Annotated in this window: 14 protein-coding genes; 8 read left to right on the top strand and 6 right to left on the bottom strand. The window is 40.0% G+C overall.

What is annotated here, in order from left to right; genetic code table 11:
- Window positions 1-106: 106 nt before the first annotated feature.
- The 4 genes from ACWIB3_RS17515 (at window position 107) to ACWIB3_RS17500 (ending at window position 4,383) form a co-directional block, all read left to right on the top strand.
- Window positions 107-1,342: an ROK family protein gene (locus tag ACWIB3_RS17515; RefSeq protein WP_454292251.1), complete on the top strand. Its 1,236-nt coding sequence runs from the start codon at window positions 107-109 to the stop codon at window positions 1,340-1,342.
- A gap of 105 nt (window positions 1,343-1,447) precedes the next feature.
- Window positions 1,448-2,212 (top strand): 5'-nucleotidase C-terminal domain-containing protein, encoded by a 765-nt coding sequence (locus tag ACWIB3_RS17510; protein ID WP_454292250.1) that lies wholly within the window; start codon window positions 1,448-1,450, stop codon window positions 2,210-2,212.
- Window positions 2,187-3,152 (top strand): bifunctional metallophosphatase/5'-nucleotidase, encoded by a 966-nt coding sequence (locus tag ACWIB3_RS17505; protein WP_185213687.1) that lies wholly within the window; start codon window positions 2,187-2,189, stop codon window positions 3,150-3,152. Before ACWIB3_RS17510 ends, ACWIB3_RS17505 begins: the two co-directional genes overlap by 26 nt.
- A gap of 13 nt (window positions 3,153-3,165) precedes the next feature.
- On the top strand, window positions 3,166-4,383 hold the full coding sequence (locus ACWIB3_RS17500; RefSeq protein WP_185213686.1) for an MDR family MFS transporter: 1,218 nt from the start codon (window positions 3,166-3,168) through the stop codon (window positions 4,381-4,383).
- Here ACWIB3_RS17500 and recR read toward each other — a convergent pair.
- The 3 genes from recR to ACWIB3_RS17485 form a co-directional block, all read right to left on the bottom strand.
- Window positions 4,380-4,994: a recombination mediator RecR gene (gene recR, locus ACWIB3_RS17495; protein WP_185218398.1), complete on the bottom strand. Its 615-nt coding sequence runs from the start codon at window positions 4,992-4,994 to the stop codon at window positions 4,380-4,382. The two genes, ACWIB3_RS17500 and recR, sit on opposite strands and share 4 nt — an antisense overlap.
- A gap of 98 nt (window positions 4,995-5,092) precedes the next feature.
- Window positions 5,093-5,767: a Gfo/Idh/MocA family oxidoreductase gene (locus ACWIB3_RS17490; protein ID WP_454292249.1), complete on the bottom strand. Its 675-nt coding sequence runs from the start codon at window positions 5,765-5,767 to the stop codon at window positions 5,093-5,095.
- Window positions 5,730-6,371 (bottom strand): Gfo/Idh/MocA family protein, encoded by a 642-nt coding sequence (locus tag ACWIB3_RS17485; RefSeq protein WP_454292248.1) that lies wholly within the window; start codon window positions 6,369-6,371, stop codon window positions 5,730-5,732. The genes ACWIB3_RS17490 and ACWIB3_RS17485 overlap by 38 nt, the downstream gene beginning before the upstream one ends.
- A gap of 211 nt (window positions 6,372-6,582) precedes the next feature.
- Between ACWIB3_RS17485 and ACWIB3_RS17480 the strand changes: the two genes are divergently transcribed.
- A complete protein-coding gene (locus ACWIB3_RS17480; protein WP_093097958.1) occupies window positions 6,583-7,287 on the top strand; it encodes an LOG family protein in 705 nt (234 codons plus the stop codon).
- Between the two features lie 1,118 nt (window positions 7,288-8,405).
- Here ACWIB3_RS17480 and ACWIB3_RS17475 read toward each other — a convergent pair.
- The 3 genes from ACWIB3_RS17475 to ACWIB3_RS17465 all read right to left on the bottom strand — a co-directional run bounded on the left by ACWIB3_RS17475 (window position 8,406) and on the right by ACWIB3_RS17465 (window position 14,640).
- Complete coding sequence (locus tag ACWIB3_RS17475) at window positions 8,406-11,072, bottom strand: TonB-dependent receptor domain-containing protein (protein WP_454292247.1); 2,667 nt, start codon at window positions 11,070-11,072, stop codon at window positions 8,406-8,408.
- 460 nt (window positions 11,073-11,532) lie between these two features.
- Window positions 11,533-13,911, bottom strand: a complete 2,379-nt coding sequence (locus ACWIB3_RS17470; RefSeq protein ID WP_454292246.1) for an endonuclease MutS2 — start codon at window positions 13,909-13,911, stop codon at window positions 11,533-11,535.
- A gap of 3 nt (window positions 13,912-13,914) precedes the next feature.
- Window positions 13,915-14,640, bottom strand: a complete 726-nt coding sequence (locus ACWIB3_RS17465; protein WP_454292245.1) for a DUF4296 domain-containing protein — start codon at window positions 14,638-14,640, stop codon at window positions 13,915-13,917.
- Window positions 14,641-14,717: 77 nt separating this feature from the next.
- Between ACWIB3_RS17465 and ACWIB3_RS17460 the strand changes: the two genes are divergently transcribed.
- Genes ACWIB3_RS17460 through ACWIB3_RS17450 form a run of 3 tightly spaced genes read left to right on the top strand, consistent with a single transcriptional unit; the run spans window position 14,718 to window position 16,688 of the window.
- A complete protein-coding gene (locus tag ACWIB3_RS17460) occupies window positions 14,718-15,407 on the top strand; it encodes a YggS family pyridoxal phosphate-dependent enzyme (protein WP_454292244.1) in 690 nt (229 codons plus the stop codon).
- The gene (locus tag ACWIB3_RS17455; protein ID WP_185213679.1) at window positions 15,407-15,856 is read left to right on the top strand and encodes a GNAT family N-acetyltransferase; all 450 of its coding nucleotides are present in this window, start codon (window positions 15,407-15,409) and stop codon (window positions 15,854-15,856) included. Before ACWIB3_RS17460 ends, ACWIB3_RS17455 begins: the two co-directional genes overlap by 1 nt.
- A complete protein-coding gene (locus ACWIB3_RS17450) occupies window positions 15,837-16,688 on the top strand; it encodes a DUF3298 and DUF4163 domain-containing protein (protein ID WP_185213678.1) in 852 nt (283 codons plus the stop codon). Before ACWIB3_RS17455 ends, ACWIB3_RS17450 begins: the two co-directional genes overlap by 20 nt.
- Window positions 16,689-16,693: the final 5 nt, after the last annotated feature.

Genomic DNA, 16,693 nt, shown 5'->3' with positions numbered 1-16,693 from the left:
TTTAAATATTTATTCATTAGTTTAATTTAATTGAGTTAATTCTTGTGATTGAACTTTGATTTAAGCCTCAAAAATTAACGATGAGATTTTATTAACTCAAACAAACATGAAATTTATTGAAAAGCTATTGGTGAGTCCATCGGGCTTATCTAAAAAAACTGCCAAATCAGCGAAGAAAAAACTTAAATTATTAAAAGCCGTTTATGAACTTGACAATGCTTCGGTAAATGATTTAATGAAGAGTTTGACCTTAAGTTTTCCGACCTTGAACACGTTGATGGTGGAGTTAGTGGAGAAGAAATATCTGAATCAGCATGAACGTGGTGAATCCTTAGGTGGAAGAAAACCTAATTTATACCAATTAAGCGACAGTCTGTTTCGAGTTCTGACCATAGAAATCAACCGCAGGTCTATTCGTATCGCCCTTGTAGACAACAATTGCAACATTCTCAATATACCGCAGCAATTTCATTTTGAAATCTCTACGGACCTAAAGGAACTGCCTGCCTTTTTGATCATTGTTAAAAAATACATCAAGGATCAAAAACTGGACATGGAGCAAGTATCTGGGATATCTATTTCTATGCCGGGGCTAATTGACCGTTACTCAGGTGAGAACTTCACTTATTTTTACGAAGCAGGATTCAACCTAGAGAACCATCTGGAACATGAGTTCAACAAGAGAACCAAGGTTATCAATGATGCCAAGGCTGCAACCTTGGCAGAGAAATTCTACGGAAAACTGAAGCGGAAAAGGGATGCTTTGGTAATCCGTTTAGATTGGGGAATTTCCTTGGGGATAGTCTCCAATGGAGAAATCTATTTGGGTAAAGATGGATTCTCGGGTGAAATGGGCCATATCAGTTTTGTCAACGATGGCGAGTTATGTTACTGCGGCAAGCGTGGCTGTCTGGAAACCTTGGTTTCCGGTACTGCGCTGGTAAACAAGGCTACCCGGGACATTGAAGCTGGCATCCCTACCCTAATCGTATCAAAATATGAAAATTTGCAGCTGACACCTGAACATATTATCCAGGCTGCCATGGATGGTGATCAATATGCCATTCAACTGATTTCTGAACTGGGCAGCAAACTAGGCAGGGCAATATCCCTTTTTATGCAAGTTTTCAACCCCGAAACTATTGTGCTTTCTGGGAGCTTTGCCAGAACCTCTATGCTCATGATTACTCCGATCCAACAACAGATCCAGACCTATTCCATGAGCAAGATCGCGACAGGATGCAGCCTACAGGTTTCTACCTTGGGCGACAATGGGTTATCCTTTGCCTTGGCAAGACATTTTGTGAACTGCTATTTTGAGGAACGCATCGGTAGGAATTAAGGAATGGTTAGCTGAATATTAATCTTTAACATTCAGCACTTCTTTTATATTCAAAATCTTTTGGATTCAGGGCAATCTTAATACCTTTGCGTATAATTTCAAAATATGAGTACACAGCTATCCAAGTACAGCGTCCTATTCTGGGCCACTGTGCTTATGGTCTTCAGCTCCTGTAAGACCACATTTTACCAAGCAGCTGTATCAAACAAACAAATGTTGGCAATCAACAATCAGATTGCGGAAGATACAGCGATTACAAATTACATTTTACCCTATAAGAACCAACTTGAGGATAAGATGAACGAGGTATTGGGATATGCACCAGAGGCACTGATAAAAAACCGCAATCTTCCTGAGTCAGAATTGAGCAACTTCTTTTCAGATGCGCTATTGGCCATCGGCAAAAAAGTCGACCCGGAGGTAGTATTTTCCATGGCTACCAAAGACGGTATCCGTTCTGGCATCAAACAGGGCAATGTGACCGTAGGTTCTATTTTTGAGGTCATGCCATTCGAGAATTACATTACCATATTGGAACTTAAGGGAACGGATGTTCAGGTATTGGCAGATTTTATTGCCGAAACCAATGGTCAGCCCTTAGGGAATGTTGAACAGGTCATAAAGGACAAGAAAATCCAAAGTTTCAAGATTGGCGGGAAAGATATCGATCCTAATAAAACCTATAAGTTGGTCACTTACGACTTCATTGCCAACGGAGGTGATCTCGTTAGAGGGCTCACCAGTCCCATCAGTAAGAATGTTACTGCAGAAAGAGTACGCGAAGCTTTGATCAGCTATGTACAGGAATTAACAAAAGAAGGTAAAAAAGTAGAAGCAAAATTAGATGGAAGAGTTAAGATCATTGAATAGAAGGAGCTTTTTAAAAAGCGTAATGGCTTTGGGAGCAACCGCATCCTTGAGTTCCATTCCATTTGTAGGCTATAGTAAATCTAAAGAAGTAAAGATTACCTTTCTACATACGAACGATGTACATAGCCGTATTGAACCTTATCCCATGGATGGGTCAAGGTTACAAGGTTTAGGCGGAGTGGCCCGAAGAAGCACCCTCATCCAGAAGATCCGTTCGGAAGAAAAGAACGTGCTATTATTTGATGCAGGAGATATGTTTCAGGGCACGCCCTATTTCAATGTTTTTGATGGCAAGGTAGAACTTGAACTCATGTCGAAATTAGGATATGATGCAGGAACATTCGGTAACCATGAGTTTGACAATGGATTACCGGGATTACTTAAGCATTTTGACAAGGCGAACTTCCCTTTTGTCACTTCCAACTATGATTTTACGGGAACCATTATGGAAGGAAAAACCAAGGATTATCTGGTGTTCGAGCGAGATTCTGTAAAAATCGGTGTTTTTGGAGTCGGTGTAGACTTAAAAGGTATGGTTGATCCGCGAAGTTATGCAGGTGTTAAGATTTCAGATCCGATCGAGGTCGCCGCTAAATATACACAGAAGTTAAAAAACGAGTTGAAGTGTGACCTGATTATCTGCCTTTCGCATATTGGCTACAACTACGATACGGAAAAAGTATCAGATTTGATGCTGGCAAAGAATTCAAGGCATATTGACCTGATCATAGGTGGGCATACCCATACTTTCTTGGACAAACCGACTGAGGTAAAGAATCTGGACAACCAGATAACTTTGGTAAACCAAACGGGCTTTTCTGGGGTTAACTTAGGCAGGATAGATTTTATTCTTGACAAAAAGAAAGGGACGAAGCGAAGTATAGCAACGACCTATAGCATAGACAAAAGATTAGACAACCTAGCAAGCAGGATTGCTTAGATAAAACACACTATTGAGAGCATTAGTACGACTTTATATCAACTCCTATAAAGGCTTATCGCCTGCTGCATGGCTATTGGCATTGGTTATGCTGATCAACCGTGCGGGATCCATGGTAATTCCATTTTTGGGGATTTACATGTCCTCGGAATTAGGATTCAGCAAAACGCAGATAGGTCTAGTATTGGGCTGTTTTGGTTTAGGTTCAGTCTGCGGTTCCTGGCTGGGAGGCTGGTTAACCGATAAATTCGGGAACTTCAAGGTACAGACCTGGAGCTTGATCTTGGTCATTCCGCTGTTCTTATTACTGCCTAACTTCAGGACCTTTGAGGGCTTGGCCATTATGATCTTCATCTTGACCTTGGTTGCGGACGTCTTCCGTCCAGCCAACTCCGTTTCTGTAGCAAGGTATGCCAAGCCTGAAAACATCACCCGTGCCTATTCCCTAAACCGGATGGCAGTGAACCTTGGTTTCTCCATAGGCCCGGCATTAGGAGGTTTTTTAGCTAAGTTTTCCTATAACTGGATATTTTACGGTAATGCCATCGCTGCAGCCTGTGCAGCTATTGTATTTATATATTTCTTTAGAAACAGAAAAGCAAGGACTGAAATAGGTCAGACGAAGGTTCAGGAAATTGAAGATGAAAAACCTGTCAGGAATGCCTATAAGGACGGACTCTTTATTGTATTCAATATTTTATGCTGTTTGTTCTCGATGGCATTCTTTCAATTATTGAGTACACTCCCGCTCTTCTATAAAGAGGCGCACAATCTCCACTCCGATGAAATCGGTTTATTGCTTGGATTTAGTGGTTTTGTGATCGTATTGTTTGAGATGGTACTGGTCCATGTAGTTGAACATCGATTTTCAGTCCGGCAGATTATGCTCTGGGGAACGGCGATTTCTGGAATGTCCTACTTGATGTTGACGGCAGACTTTGGGATTGCCTGGTTGTACCTAGCCATGTTTTTCCTGTCCACTGGAGAGATGTTAACATTACCATTTACAGCCACCGTAGCCATCAACAGAGCCAGTCGGAGCAATCAGGGCGCTTATATGGGCTTTAACTCTTTGGCTTTTGCTGCTGCCAATATATTTTCTCCCTTCTTAGGAACCTATACAGCTGAACACTTTGGCTATTCTACCTTGTGGACATCAGCAGGATTGATATTGATCTTCTGTGGGGTTGGATTTTATTGGATCATCAGCAAGATGAAAACAGAACATTAACCGACATTCCGTTCATATGGGACTCTTGTTGCAATAGATCTCCCCAAAGTGATTTCATCTACATATTCCAGTTCACCACCAAAGGCAATACCCCTGGCAATGGTACTGATCTGCACATTGAACTCTTTCAATTTGCGGTAGAGGTAAAATATCGTGGTGTCCCCTTCCATGGTTGCACTAAGTGCTAGAATTACTTCTTGGACTTGACCGGAACGTACACGGTCTATCAAACCCTCGATTTTCAGGTCTGCTGGCCCTATTCCTTCCATAGGTGATATCAAGCCGCCAAGCACATGGTAAACTCCACTATATTGGTTGGTATTTTCTATAGCCATTACATCACGGGTATCTTCGACAACACAGATCAAGGCTTTATCACGCTTCGGGGAAGCACAGATTTCACATTGCTCAGAATCAGAGATGTTAAAACAGGTACGGCAATATTTAATGTCTTGTTTCAATCGGTCCAAGGATTCAGTAAAACGGCTCACCTCGGCATCAGATTGCTTCAAGAGATGCAAGACCAAGCGTAAAGCTGTTTTTTTACCGACGCCGGGAAGTTTTCCAAATTCTTCCACAGCCTGTTCCAATAGTTTTGACGAAAAGTTCATTTTTCAAAATTACGAAAATAAAGAGCAAAAAAACACGCCAGAATTCTTTCGAATATCTGGCGCATCGGTTTATGAAACAAATCTATGTGTGCTCTAATTTAAAAATCCAAATAATCCCATTTCCCTCTGTATGCCCTACCCTTTAGATTATTGGCAAATGGGCTGTCGAACACTTCTTTGTTCGGATCCCATTTGATAGGTTTCTGTATTTGATAGGCGATGTTGACCGCATTACATACTGTAGCGGTTCTATGTCCAATTTCAACATCACAGATTGGTTTAGAACGTTTTTTGATGGCATCAACGAAATCCTGGTAATGGTTTTCCGAATAGTACACCTTCCGATCCTTCTCGGCAATCTGTAATTTTGGAAGGTCCGCTTTATCAGACCTCAGGAATTCCCTGGATACTTCAATCTTACCTTCTGTCCCTAAAAACTGGATAGCATTGAAGCTTCCCCAAGATTTATGATGGACTTTAATTCCATTTTTATAGGTGAAATATAGACCTTCCTTCGCCATAGGAATATCTGGCGGAGTAAAAGAAACAGGTCCTGATTGGTCCATTCCTAAGGCCCATTGAACGATATCAAACATATGGGCTCCCCAATCCGTTACATATCCACCGCCGAATCCATGATACAGTCGCCATAGGGACCATTCAGGGGCATCTAAAGCTGGGCTTAAGATTGGATTATAGCCACGGTAAAGCGATGGGCCGATCCACGAATCCCAATCAAGATGTGCAGGGGGTTGGCAAGGAAGGCAGATCACATTCCTTTACAGGCTCTCCTACCGATACATTGACCTCTTTGATATCACCGATATAACCATTGCGGATCAGGTCAGCTGCCTGCCTAAAATTATATTGGGAGCGCTGCATACTTCCTGTCTGCAAGACCCTTTTATATTTCCGGACTGCATTTACCATTGCACGACCTTCATCGATGGTCAAAGCCAGAGGTTTTTCGCAATAGATATCCTTCCCTGCTTTTGCGGCATCAACCACATGCATGGCATGCCAATGGTCCGGAGAAGCAATGATTACGGCATCTATATCTTTAATGGCCAGCAAATCCCTATACTGTCCAAAACCTTGGACCTGATGAGCAGCCTTAGCGGCATTCAGCTTATTAGCCTGGCCGATGAAATTATTCAGTTTGCTACTATCCACATCAGCAGCCGCAATGACCATGGCCTCCGGAATTTTCATGAACTGATTCAAAAGACCGTACATCTGCTTGCCTACACCGATAAATCCTAGGTTGAGACGATCGCTAGGTGCCAAGAAGCCATTACCACCCAAGACATGTCTAGGTATAATGGTAACTGCAGCTGCGCCTAAAGCGGTTTTACTAATAAAGTCCCGTCTATTCATTATAGGTTTAAGATTTTTTCAGTCGTGAATAGGTTTACGTTTGATAAATGTATTAAATCAGTTTAATAATTCAAAATTTAATTGAAATATTTATGTTTTTTTATGATAATAACAACAATCATCAAGCTTTCGAAAAATTTAATATAAAACCTTATATTACATCGAAAAGGGCGAAAAAAGCCCTTTCATGGACAAAAAACAAAAAGACCAAATGGTTAAAGACGATAAAATCAGAAATTCATTTGCCAATAAAACTTGGCAAGAAATTAAGGTAAAAGACTCTTGGCAAATCTTTAAGATCATGTCGGAGTTTGTAGATGGGTTTGAAAAATTGGCTAAGATTGGCCCCTGTGTTTCGATCTTTGGATCGGCAAGGACACCGGATGAGCATAAATATTATCAAATGACCGTAGAGATTGCGAGGCTATTGGCAGACCGCGGGTACGGTGTTATATCAGGTGGTGGACCAGGAATCATGGAAGCTGCCAATAAAGGAGCCTATACGGCCGGAGGTAAGTCGGTAGGACTGAACATTGAACTGCCACATGAGCAATTCCACAATAAATATATTGACCGCGATAAATTACTGGAGTTTAATTATTTCTTTGTCCGCAAGGTTATGTTCATGAAATATTCTCAAGGTTATATCGTATTGCCAGGAGGGTTCGGGACAATGGACGAACTGTTTGAAGCTGTTACATTGATACAAACTGGTAAGATTGCCCGCTTCCCTATCGTACTGGTTGGTACCGAATACTGGAACGGCCTTTTTGACTGGATCAAAAACACCATGCTTGGCAATAAATATATCAGCGAGGAAGATCTGAACCTATACAGAATGGTGGATACAGCGGAAGAAGCTACTGAACATATCTTTAGGTTCTATGATAAATATCTGTTGAAACCGAATTTTTAGGGTTGAACCAGGATGGAAGGGATGAGAGGATGGACCAAGATCAGGGATTGAACCAGGATGGAACGGATGAGAGGATGGGCCAAGATCGGGGATTGAACCAGGATGGAAAGGTAGCCGATTTTGTAGGGGCTTATTGCATAAGCCCGCCTCCTGCAATCCTAATATCAATATCTCCCTCTAGGTTGATTAACTCCTTTATCCTTTTAGGACAGATAATAAACCCACTGCGAGGGTGACATCTTTGTAGAAATTTGATGTCTGAAATGGCGAACCCACTGCGTGGGTAAAATCTTTTACAGCAAATCTCCTTTTATGGGCATAAAGTAAAAAAATAGTTCCCTCATCTTACGATTTCGGGATGACAAAAACCTCTAAATAAATAAAAAATAGATTCTTCGCTTCACTCTGAATCCCTCTTTAGCAAATTTTGATTCTGAACGATTAATAAGGAATCTGTACGGTTTTCCACAAAAGGACACTGTCCTCCTAAATCGAAGATTTAGGAACTGTTCGCCAATGCAATAATTCACAAAAATAGGTTTGCTATTTTCCGAGATCCTTCGGATGAACCTACCAATAACAAGTTTGATTGAACTGTGTTTCCAGCAATTCATGCCAATTTTTATTTATCAGAATATTATCTTTTTACGACATACTGCCCTGGAAGGGCAGAATTATTTTAGAAATGGCATTGACCTATATAGGGGTTGCGCAAAAATGTTGTTCGATTAATCGAACATCGTTTTTGCATTAATTCCAGGCTTACGTGCCATGCCAGCTAAAATAATGGAACCCCGATGGGGTTCTATATATAGAAATTAAGAAATCAATGTTTTTCAGGGCCAACATCCTGTCATCAACTTCTTATAAATTTAGTCCAAATTTTCACTTCTAATTATGACTAAAAGAATTAAATAAGGACATTGTCGTCTGGTACCCTATCGCCAAAATATTAAGGCAGTTTTTTCATTGCACTATAATGTCATTAGGTTTCGATAAGTGTTACTCAAATTGTCAAAACACAGGTAAACAGCCAGCTGGCATGAACAACATTATAAAAAGAAAGTCCCTCGGCACAACCGAAGGACTTTCAATATTTAGTGGAATTAAATTTTTGCTTAGAAGTTGTAAGTCAAACCTGTGTTCCAAGTAGTACCTAAACCGTAGAAATAACCGAAAGCATCTTTTCTAGAGAAGTAGTTCTCGTTGAAAAGGTTTTTCACATTACCTCTGAATTTAATGTTTTTACCGTTTTTCAAGTTGAAAGTATAGCTTAAACCAGCATCTACTACGTTATAAGCTTTTAATTCTTCAGGTTGGTAAACTTCATTGTTCAAGGATGATTTGATTACGTCATCTACATTCACATTACCGTATAATCTAGCATAGTGGTTGTAATCAGCATCGATTGAGAATTGAGGAAGGATAAAGTATTTAACACCAAGACCAAAAGTTGTCTGTGCAGCATTACCTACTTTTACACCAGTTAAATCTTGACCTGTTTTATCTTCGAAAACGATATCAAATGAGTTGTTATCTCTTACACGGTAAGGAGATGTACCATCATATTTCCAGTCACCGATTGATCCGTAACCTCTTAATTTAAGGTTAGAAAGAACGTTTACATCAAATTCTAATTCTAAACCTTTGTGAAGCTGACCAACACCAGTGAATAAGTAAGTTACATCAGGGTATGTTGTTCCACCTACAGTATAATCTCTTGCTGTGTAATCAGTGAATCTGTTATCCCATTTTGTGTAGTAAGCATTGAAGCTAACTGCAACGATTGGGTTAGAATATTTATAACCAGCCTCAACACCGAAGATTTTTTCATTATCCACTGAAGGATCTACAAAATCTACCGTATTAGAAACAAATACGTTATCTAAGAATGGTTGACGGGAGTATTGTCCAATATTAGCGAAGATTGTGTGTGCATCTTCGAAAGTATAGGAAGCACCTCCTTTAATGTTGTAACCGAATTTGTTATCGAATTTAGATTTCTTTTCGCCTTCAGCATAGTTCCAACGATCGATTTTTTGGTAAGATTGGTTAGAAAGGGAACCCTGAACGAATGCAGTGAATCCATCTAAACTATACTCTACTTGACCAAAAAGACCTTGGTAATTGATTTTCTCGGAGTTGTCATATCCTACTCTTTGATCTACATCAGCACTATTGAACAATGAAGACCAAGGATTAGTTGAGAAAGTTTCAGAAACTACATAACCTTTTTCACGAGTTTTATTATCGGCGATACGACCTTCAGAACCTAATAGGTTAATCAATTGTTGGAAGTGATCACCTTTGTAGAAACGTAAATCAGCACCTAAGTTGAAAGAGAAGTTTTCGTTTGCTTCGAAGTTGTAGTTAGAAACCAAACCGTACCAGAAGTGGTTGTTTACAGAAGCTCTTAATGCAGAACCATTGTTTCCGCTAGAGATTTTGTTAGGTTGAGCAGCATTAATAGCAGCTAGGGCATCCCAGTTTGTAGTACCATTTACTGCGTTAAAACCATTAACGGTATAACCTGGACCATTACCCAAGATACCAGTACCACCACCTTTACCCATTGAAGCGTAAAGTACGGTAGATAGAGATGATTTATCATCAATTTTCAAGTCCCAGTTTAAGTTCGTTACTGGCTTGTGGTAGAAGTTAGTTCTTTGAGAAAGACCTTCACCGTTGTACCAACCGTAGTTAGAGTTACCTCTTTCACCAGTGATATCATATCCTGGAGTAGCAATAACTTTAGTTTTATTTCCTGTAGGACCGATTTCTCTGTAGCTAGTCTCTAAAGGTTTAGAGAAGTTTTGGTCGTGCCACTGTGGAGCACCAAAGATCATGAAGTTGAAGGTGTTGTTATCATTTGGCTTGTAACCCACAGAAACAAAATAGTTTTGTCCAGCACCTGCAGTACCTAGAGCATATTTTTTATCAGCTCTCCATCCGTTCAACATAAATGATACCCCCCATTTTCCTTGCATACCAGTACTGTAAGAAATCATAGCTTTTGCTAATCCATCATTACCAGTTGACATACCTACGGAACCTCTTCTTACCATATCAGTAGCTTTAGTTACGATGTTCACTGTACCACCCACTGAAGAAATAGCTAATTTAGAAGAACCAAGACCTCTTTGAATCTGGATCAAGTTAGCAACATCAGACATAGCTGACCAGTTAGACCAGTACATGTTACCATCTTCCATACCATTGATAGGTTGACCATTTAATAAGAATGCCGTATTCGATTGGTCGAAACCACGAACGAACATTTTAGAATCACCAAAACCACTTGCTTGGTCGGCAACGTAGATTGATGGGGTGTTCTTCATTAATTCCGGGAATTCAACGTTAGCACCACTTTTTTCTTGAATTTCTAAAGGTGTAATGGTTGATACAGCGATAGGCGTTTTTCTATCGGCGATATCAATAATACCTTTACCAATTACCACTACTTCACCAATTGCTTCACCATCTTCTTGAGCTTGTAAAACAATTGTTCCTAAATCAGATTGTCCTTCTGCGAATTTGATTTCGCTAGTGTTGAATCCTAGAACGCGGAAAATTAAAACACCTGATGTTTTTGGAGAGTTCAGGGTAAAAGCTCCATTTGCATCAGTCGATGTACCTGCCGATGTGCCCTGTACTAATACAGATGCCCCCGCAACCGGATTGGTGCCATCAGTTACAACACCTCTTAGGACTGTCTGTGCCCAAGCGACGTTGCAAAGCAACAACATTGAGAATAATGTTACTAATTGAGTAGAGATTTTTTTCATACTTCTATTTTATTAAAATAAGTAGTGCAAAAGTATAAAGACATATTGATTTTCAATCTCGATTAACATAAACTTAATATACTCACTACCACGTTTTTGCATTTAATTGACTTATTCGAGTAAGCAAAAATTTAAAACTTAATTAGTTTTTTAAACAACTATTCATTTTGGTTGAAATTTTGGCAATGAAACCGATGGGAAATTGATATTTTAACAAATTTTAACATTCTTGAAATTGTTGAAAAGTTTTTTCCTATTTCTAACGATTTAGCAGTTATCGCAACAACTATTTTTATAAACGGACAAAAATCAGGCGATTAACATGATCGATAAGAAGGAAAATAAAGCAACGTTTTTCTTGAAATTCGATAATCCCAAATTTTGAAAAGGAGTAATGAATGTTTTGGAACAAAAAAAAGGGAACTAAAAACTTAGTCCCCTTTCAAATGCTATAATTTTCTTAGTCTAGGTAAGCGTAGGTAATCCCATCTCCGCCTCTGTCGGCATGTTCATCTTCAAAACGGCTAACCTGGTTATATTTCCTTAAATAATCGCGGATGAATTTGCGCAAAATCCCGTCTCCTTTACCGTGTACAATCTTTAATGATGGATATCCAATCATAACGGCACGATCTAAAACCTGCTCTATTTTACCTAAAGCATCTTCAGTTCGCATGCCACGTACATCAACCTCGGGACTAAAGTCAGCAACACTATCCGAAGCAACGGATCTAAATCGCTTAGCGGCCTTAGCTTTCTCCTTTCCTTTCAGTTTTTCTACTTTATTTTTTTTGACAACCGTCCGGAGATCACCGAGGGCCAAGATCAGGTTATTCTTCGCAATCTCAATCACTTGGGCTTCATTACCTGTATCAATAATTTTCACCCAGTCCCCTACCTCTACCGTTTCAGCAGTTTCGTTGACAACCTCAGGCTTTTTGATTTCCTTAACTGATTTTTCCTTCAGGTTATCGGAAGCATGTTGCAATCCAGCTCTCAGTTTTTTGGTCTCTTCCTTATCGGCCTGTTTGGTCTTGATTTCAGCAATGGTATTTTCAACCAGTTTATTGGCGCTCTTAATGATCTGCCTAGCTTCTTCCTTGGCATCTTTGAGCAATTGTCGCTTATTCTCTTCCAAATAGCTCTTTAATTCATTCAATTCAGCTTGCTGTCCTACGATTTCTTTTTCACGCAGATTGATGGCAACCTTCGTATCGTAGACCTCTTTCTTTTCGCGTTCCAGGTCGACCAATAGGGTATCTACTTTCTTTTGCTGAACACCGATTTTCTGTTTGGCTAGGTGAAGGACTTCTTTAGGCAAACCAATATTCTGTGCGATTTCAAAGGCATAGGAACTACCTGGTTTCCCTGTCTGAAGCACATATAAAGGCTTCATCGCTTCATTATCGAATAGCATGGATGCATTTTCGATACCTTCTGAATTGCTCGCAAAGACTTTCAGGTTTGAATAGTGGGTCGTGATCACTCCCCGAATTTGCTTTTTGTTCAGTACTTCCAAGACAGCTTCGGCAATAGGGCCACCGAACTGCGGATCTGTACCCGTTCCGAATTCATCGATCAGGACCATTGTCCTGGCATTTGAAAACTGGGTAAAGTGCTTCATCTTGGAAAGATGTGCCGAGTAAGTACTTAAATCGCTGTCGATGGATTGATCATCCCCGATATCCGCAAAGAATTGCTTGAAAACACCAAGCTTAGAATTGGTATCACAAGGAATCAACAGGCCCGATTGAAACATCAACTGTAAGAGGCCAACGGTTTTCATACATACGGATTTACCTCCTGCATTAGGTCCTGAAACCAACAAAACACGATCCGTTCCATCGATCCTGAGATTCAATGGAACGACCGAATGATGACCTTCTTGTTTTGATGCCAAATAAAGAAGTGGATGTTTGGCATTTACCAGGAACACTTCAGCTTCTTTGGAAAGTTCAGGCATTTGCGCATCTATATCCAATGCGAACAATGCCTTGGCCCTCACAAAATCCAATTTGGTCAACAGCCCATGGTATGCAAACAATAAGGGAACATGAGGCCTTAGTTCAGAAGTCAGGGTGGTCAAGATCCTGACGATCTCCCTCCTTCTTTCAAATTCCAGGTCCCTAACCTTATTATTAAGGTGGAACACTTCTTCAGGTTCAATATAAGCGGTTTGACCTGAAGCCGATTCATCATGGATCAGACCTTTCAGCTTACGCTTATTTTCGGCTAGAATGGGAATACATAACCTACCGTCGCGGATGGTCAAACTCCCATCAGCTGTCCAGCCATTCTGTTGCGCTTGCTTATAAACAGTATCAAGGCGTTTCCTTGCTTCCTGTTCTGCTTTGCTGATCTGCGAGGTTATTTCTAATAAGAGCTTAGATGCATTGTCCTTGATCTTTCCCCTATCGTCGATGATCTGTTCGATCTGACGCAGGATATTCTTTTCTATAGGAAGGTGCTCGAAAAGCAGTTCCAGGTTTGGGTATTGCTGAGCACGGTCATTGAAATAACGGATTACGGCATAAACCGTCCTTAGGGATAGCAAAACACGGTGAAATTCTTCTTCCAGTAGGAAGGAGCCTTCAACTTTTGCTTTTTCAATAATGGCTTTTATAGGGTAAAAATGGTCTACAGGAAGAGGAGCGTCATGGACAAGGAGTTCCTTGAACTCATTTGCCTGACGCAAGAAGCGATCGATTAAATCCAATTTCACTTGAGGTTGGATTTTATCTACCAATTCTTTCCCCGCCTCACTAAGGCATTTTGCCTTGATGAGCTCCTTAATTTCCGTAAATCCTAACTTTTCTACTGCGTTCTGTGGATATATCATTTGCTATTGTACAATAGGTCTTTCGCGTGGCCTAGTGACCGGCTTCAGTCTTTCGTTTCGATGTCTAAAAGGAATAGTATCTAAATTATCCTGCGGCTTCAACTCAGTTGGTTTTTGTACATCAGGTGAAGTTTCCGGAGTTGTATTTTCAGGGATTGGCAAAGTAGATATATCGGGTGTTTCAGTACCCATTGGTGCTTTCTTTTCCAAAATATTTTTTTCCCAAAAGCGCATCAATCCTACAGGTTCATAAAATCTTCTGGTCCTATCGGCAATGCTAAGTTCCGCAGAATCAGCTTCGGCATTTAGGATCATATTGTTCAAGGTCTGTAATTTAACTTGCATTCTGGTAACTCTGCTCATGCTATCCTGCAAAATGAGATTCTTCAAGGAATCCTGACTATAATAACTGCGTTCTCTTTTTTCCAGGGTTTTGACGACCTGGTCGTAAGTCTTTACGGTTAATGTGGGATTTCCGAAATAATAATTTACATTCTTGGTAAATTTTGCAGAATCTATTCCGAATTTATCAAAAAGCTGCTCATACAGCGGGTCAATGACCTTTTTGGCACTATCCACGGGTATATTAGAAATGTAACCGTCAAGGATATGCACTTCGGTCATGAGCTCAACCATGTCTTCTTGGGGCAAAATACCTTCAGGAACCTGCTTTTTGCAGGAGAAAACGATAAAAAACAAAGGAAGTAAACCCAGTATTAAGCGTTGCATTTTGTAAATTTGTACAAAAATACGGAAAAGCTTGCAATAAGCTTTCCAATTTTCATCAATGCGAACCCTTTTTCATCATGAGTATAGCAAAGAATATTACAGAATTACAAAAAGAATTGTCGCCTATCGGTGTTACATTAGTTGCGATTTCGAAAACAAAGCCTAATGAAGATATTATGGAGGCCTATGAGGCAGGTCAACGGATTTTTGGTGAAAACCAAGTTCAGGATCTCGTTGCCAAATATGAAAGCTTGCCCAAAGACATTGAATGGCATTTGGTTGGCCACCTTCAGACCAATAAGGTTAAATACATAGCCCCTTTTGTAAGTTTGATCCATTCTGTTGACTCCTTGAAGGTTTTGGCTGAAATCAATAAACATGCACTAAAGAACAGCCGCATCATCGACTGCCTATTGCAGGTGTATATTGCTGATGAGGATACAAAATTCGGTTTGGACCATGCTGAGGCGATTGAACTATTACGTTCTGAGGAGTTTGAAGGATTTAAAAACATCCGTATACGAGGATTGATGGGGATTGCCAGCAATACGGAAAACGAAAAGATCATTAAAGAAGAGTTCTATGAGTTAAAAATGCTTTTTGACGGAATAAAGACCACTTATTTCCGCAAAGAGGAAAGTTTTGATATCTTGTCCATGGGTATGAGCTCTGATTATAAGATTGCTATCGAGCAAGGCAGCAATATGGTAAGATTAGGAAGTACCATATTTGGTAAGAGAGTCATCAAACACTATAAAGCACAATAATGAGTTTAACCATTCGCAATGCAGTAAAGGCAGACTGCCCAAGGTTATTGGAATTGATCAAGGAATTGGCCCTGTTTGAAAAAGCACCTGAAGAAGTGACGGTCAGCATGGAGGAATTTGAAGATTCTGGATTTGGGGAAAATCCGGTTTGGTGGGCATTTGTTGGTGAATACGAAGGTGAAATTATTGGTATGTCCTTATATTATATAAGGTATTCGACCTGGAAAGGGAGAAGATTGTATTTAGAGGACATTATCATCACGGAAAGCATGCGTGGCAAAGGTTTCGGAAAAGATCTGCTGGATCATACCATTGCTTATGCCAAAGAGCAGGGATATTCTGGGATGATGTGGCAGGTACTAGATTGGAATACCCCAGCAATAGATTTTTATAAAAAGTATAACAGCAAATTCGATGAAGAGTGGATCAATGTCAATATCAATTTTTAGACCCAGCCTATACCCTATCTTAGCGTCTGTATTCCTTTTGGCCTCAGCCAGTTCTTGTCAGAGCAACAAAACAGATGGATCTAAATCGCACAAAGTGGTCGTTACTGGATCTAAAGACACCCTTGTTTACAACGACACCAGCATTAAAGAGATCAGTCCTTATTTTGCTGCAGATGGTGATCGGATTGACACGACCTATGTTGGATTGACGTATCCAATTTTTGAGGACAGTACGATGAACCGATACGTCAAAGAAAACATTCTTTTGGACAAGGAACAGACATTGGAACAATATGTCCATAATTTCTTGGAGGGATATGCCAATTTTGTTGAAGAAAATGAGGTAAAACATCCTCTTGCTTGGCAAAAGGAAACCTTTATCGGTGTGATGATGAATAACCCCTATCTCATCATGATGGACAATATCACCTATGAGTTTTCGGGAGGTGCCCATGGCAATAGTTATACCCTATGGAACGTTTATGATGTCCAAACAAAAGAAAAATTAAAGCTGAATACGTTTATTTCTGAGAATAAGATGAAAGAATTTACTAAAATTGCAGAAAGATTCTTTCGAAAAGAGGAAGGACTCTCGGATACCAGCAGCTATAAGGATGATTATTTCTTCGAAAATGACACATTTTCCTTGGCAGCTAATTATGGGGTTTCCAAAGAGGGTATCATATTTTTTTATAATCCCTACGAAATCAAACCCTATTCGGGAGGTACCACTTATCTCACCATTCCTTATGAAGAAATTCAGGATTGTATGACCCAGACCGGAAAGAATTACATAAAAAACATTACAGAGTATTACAATTCAATTCAGTAGCGTAA

The sequence above is a fragment of the Sphingobacterium sp. NPDC055431 genome (assembly GCF_053644255.1).
This window is presented reverse-complemented; position numbering and strand designations above follow the sequence as displayed.

Bases quoted from the DNA above. Each gene is read 5' to 3' on its own strand.
- ACWIB3_RS17505 (WP_185213687.1), top strand. From the start codon at position 2,187: ATGGAAGAGTTAAGATCATTGAATAGAAGGAGCTTTTTAAAAAGCGTA.
- ACWIB3_RS17515 (WP_454292251.1), top strand. From the start codon at position 107: ATGAAATTTATTGAAAAGCTATTGGTGAGTCCATCGGGCTTATCTAAA.
- ACWIB3_RS17480 (WP_093097958.1), top strand. From the start codon at position 6,583: ATGGTTAAAGACGATAAAATCAGAAATTCATTTGCCAATAAAACTTGG.
- ACWIB3_RS17450 (WP_185213678.1), top strand. From the start codon at position 15,837: ATGTCAATATCAATTTTTAGACCCAGCCTATACCCTATCTTAGCGTCT.
- ACWIB3_RS17465 (WP_454292245.1), bottom strand. From the start codon at position 14,640: ATGCAACGCTTAATACTGGGTTTACTTCCTTTGTTTTTTATCGTTTTC.
- ACWIB3_RS17475 (WP_454292247.1), bottom strand. From the start codon at position 11,072: ATGAAAAAAATCTCTACTCAATTAGTAACATTATTCTCAATGTTGTTG.
- ACWIB3_RS17460 (WP_454292244.1), top strand. From the start codon at position 14,718: ATGAGTATAGCAAAGAATATTACAGAATTACAAAAAGAATTGTCGCCT.
- recR (WP_185218398.1), bottom strand. From the start codon at position 4,994: ATGAACTTTTCGTCAAAACTATTGGAACAGGCTGTGGAAGAATTTGGA.
- ACWIB3_RS17485 (WP_454292248.1), bottom strand. From the start codon at position 6,371: ATGAATAGACGGGACTTTATTAGTAAAACCGCTTTAGGCGCAGCTGCA.
- ACWIB3_RS17455 (WP_185213679.1), top strand. From the start codon at position 15,407: ATGAGTTTAACCATTCGCAATGCAGTAAAGGCAGACTGCCCAAGGTTA.
- ACWIB3_RS17510 (WP_454292250.1), top strand. From the start codon at position 1,448: ATGAGTACACAGCTATCCAAGTACAGCGTCCTATTCTGGGCCACTGTG.
- ACWIB3_RS17470 (WP_454292246.1), bottom strand. From the start codon at position 13,911: ATGATATATCCACAGAACGCAGTAGAAAAGTTAGGATTTACGGAAATT.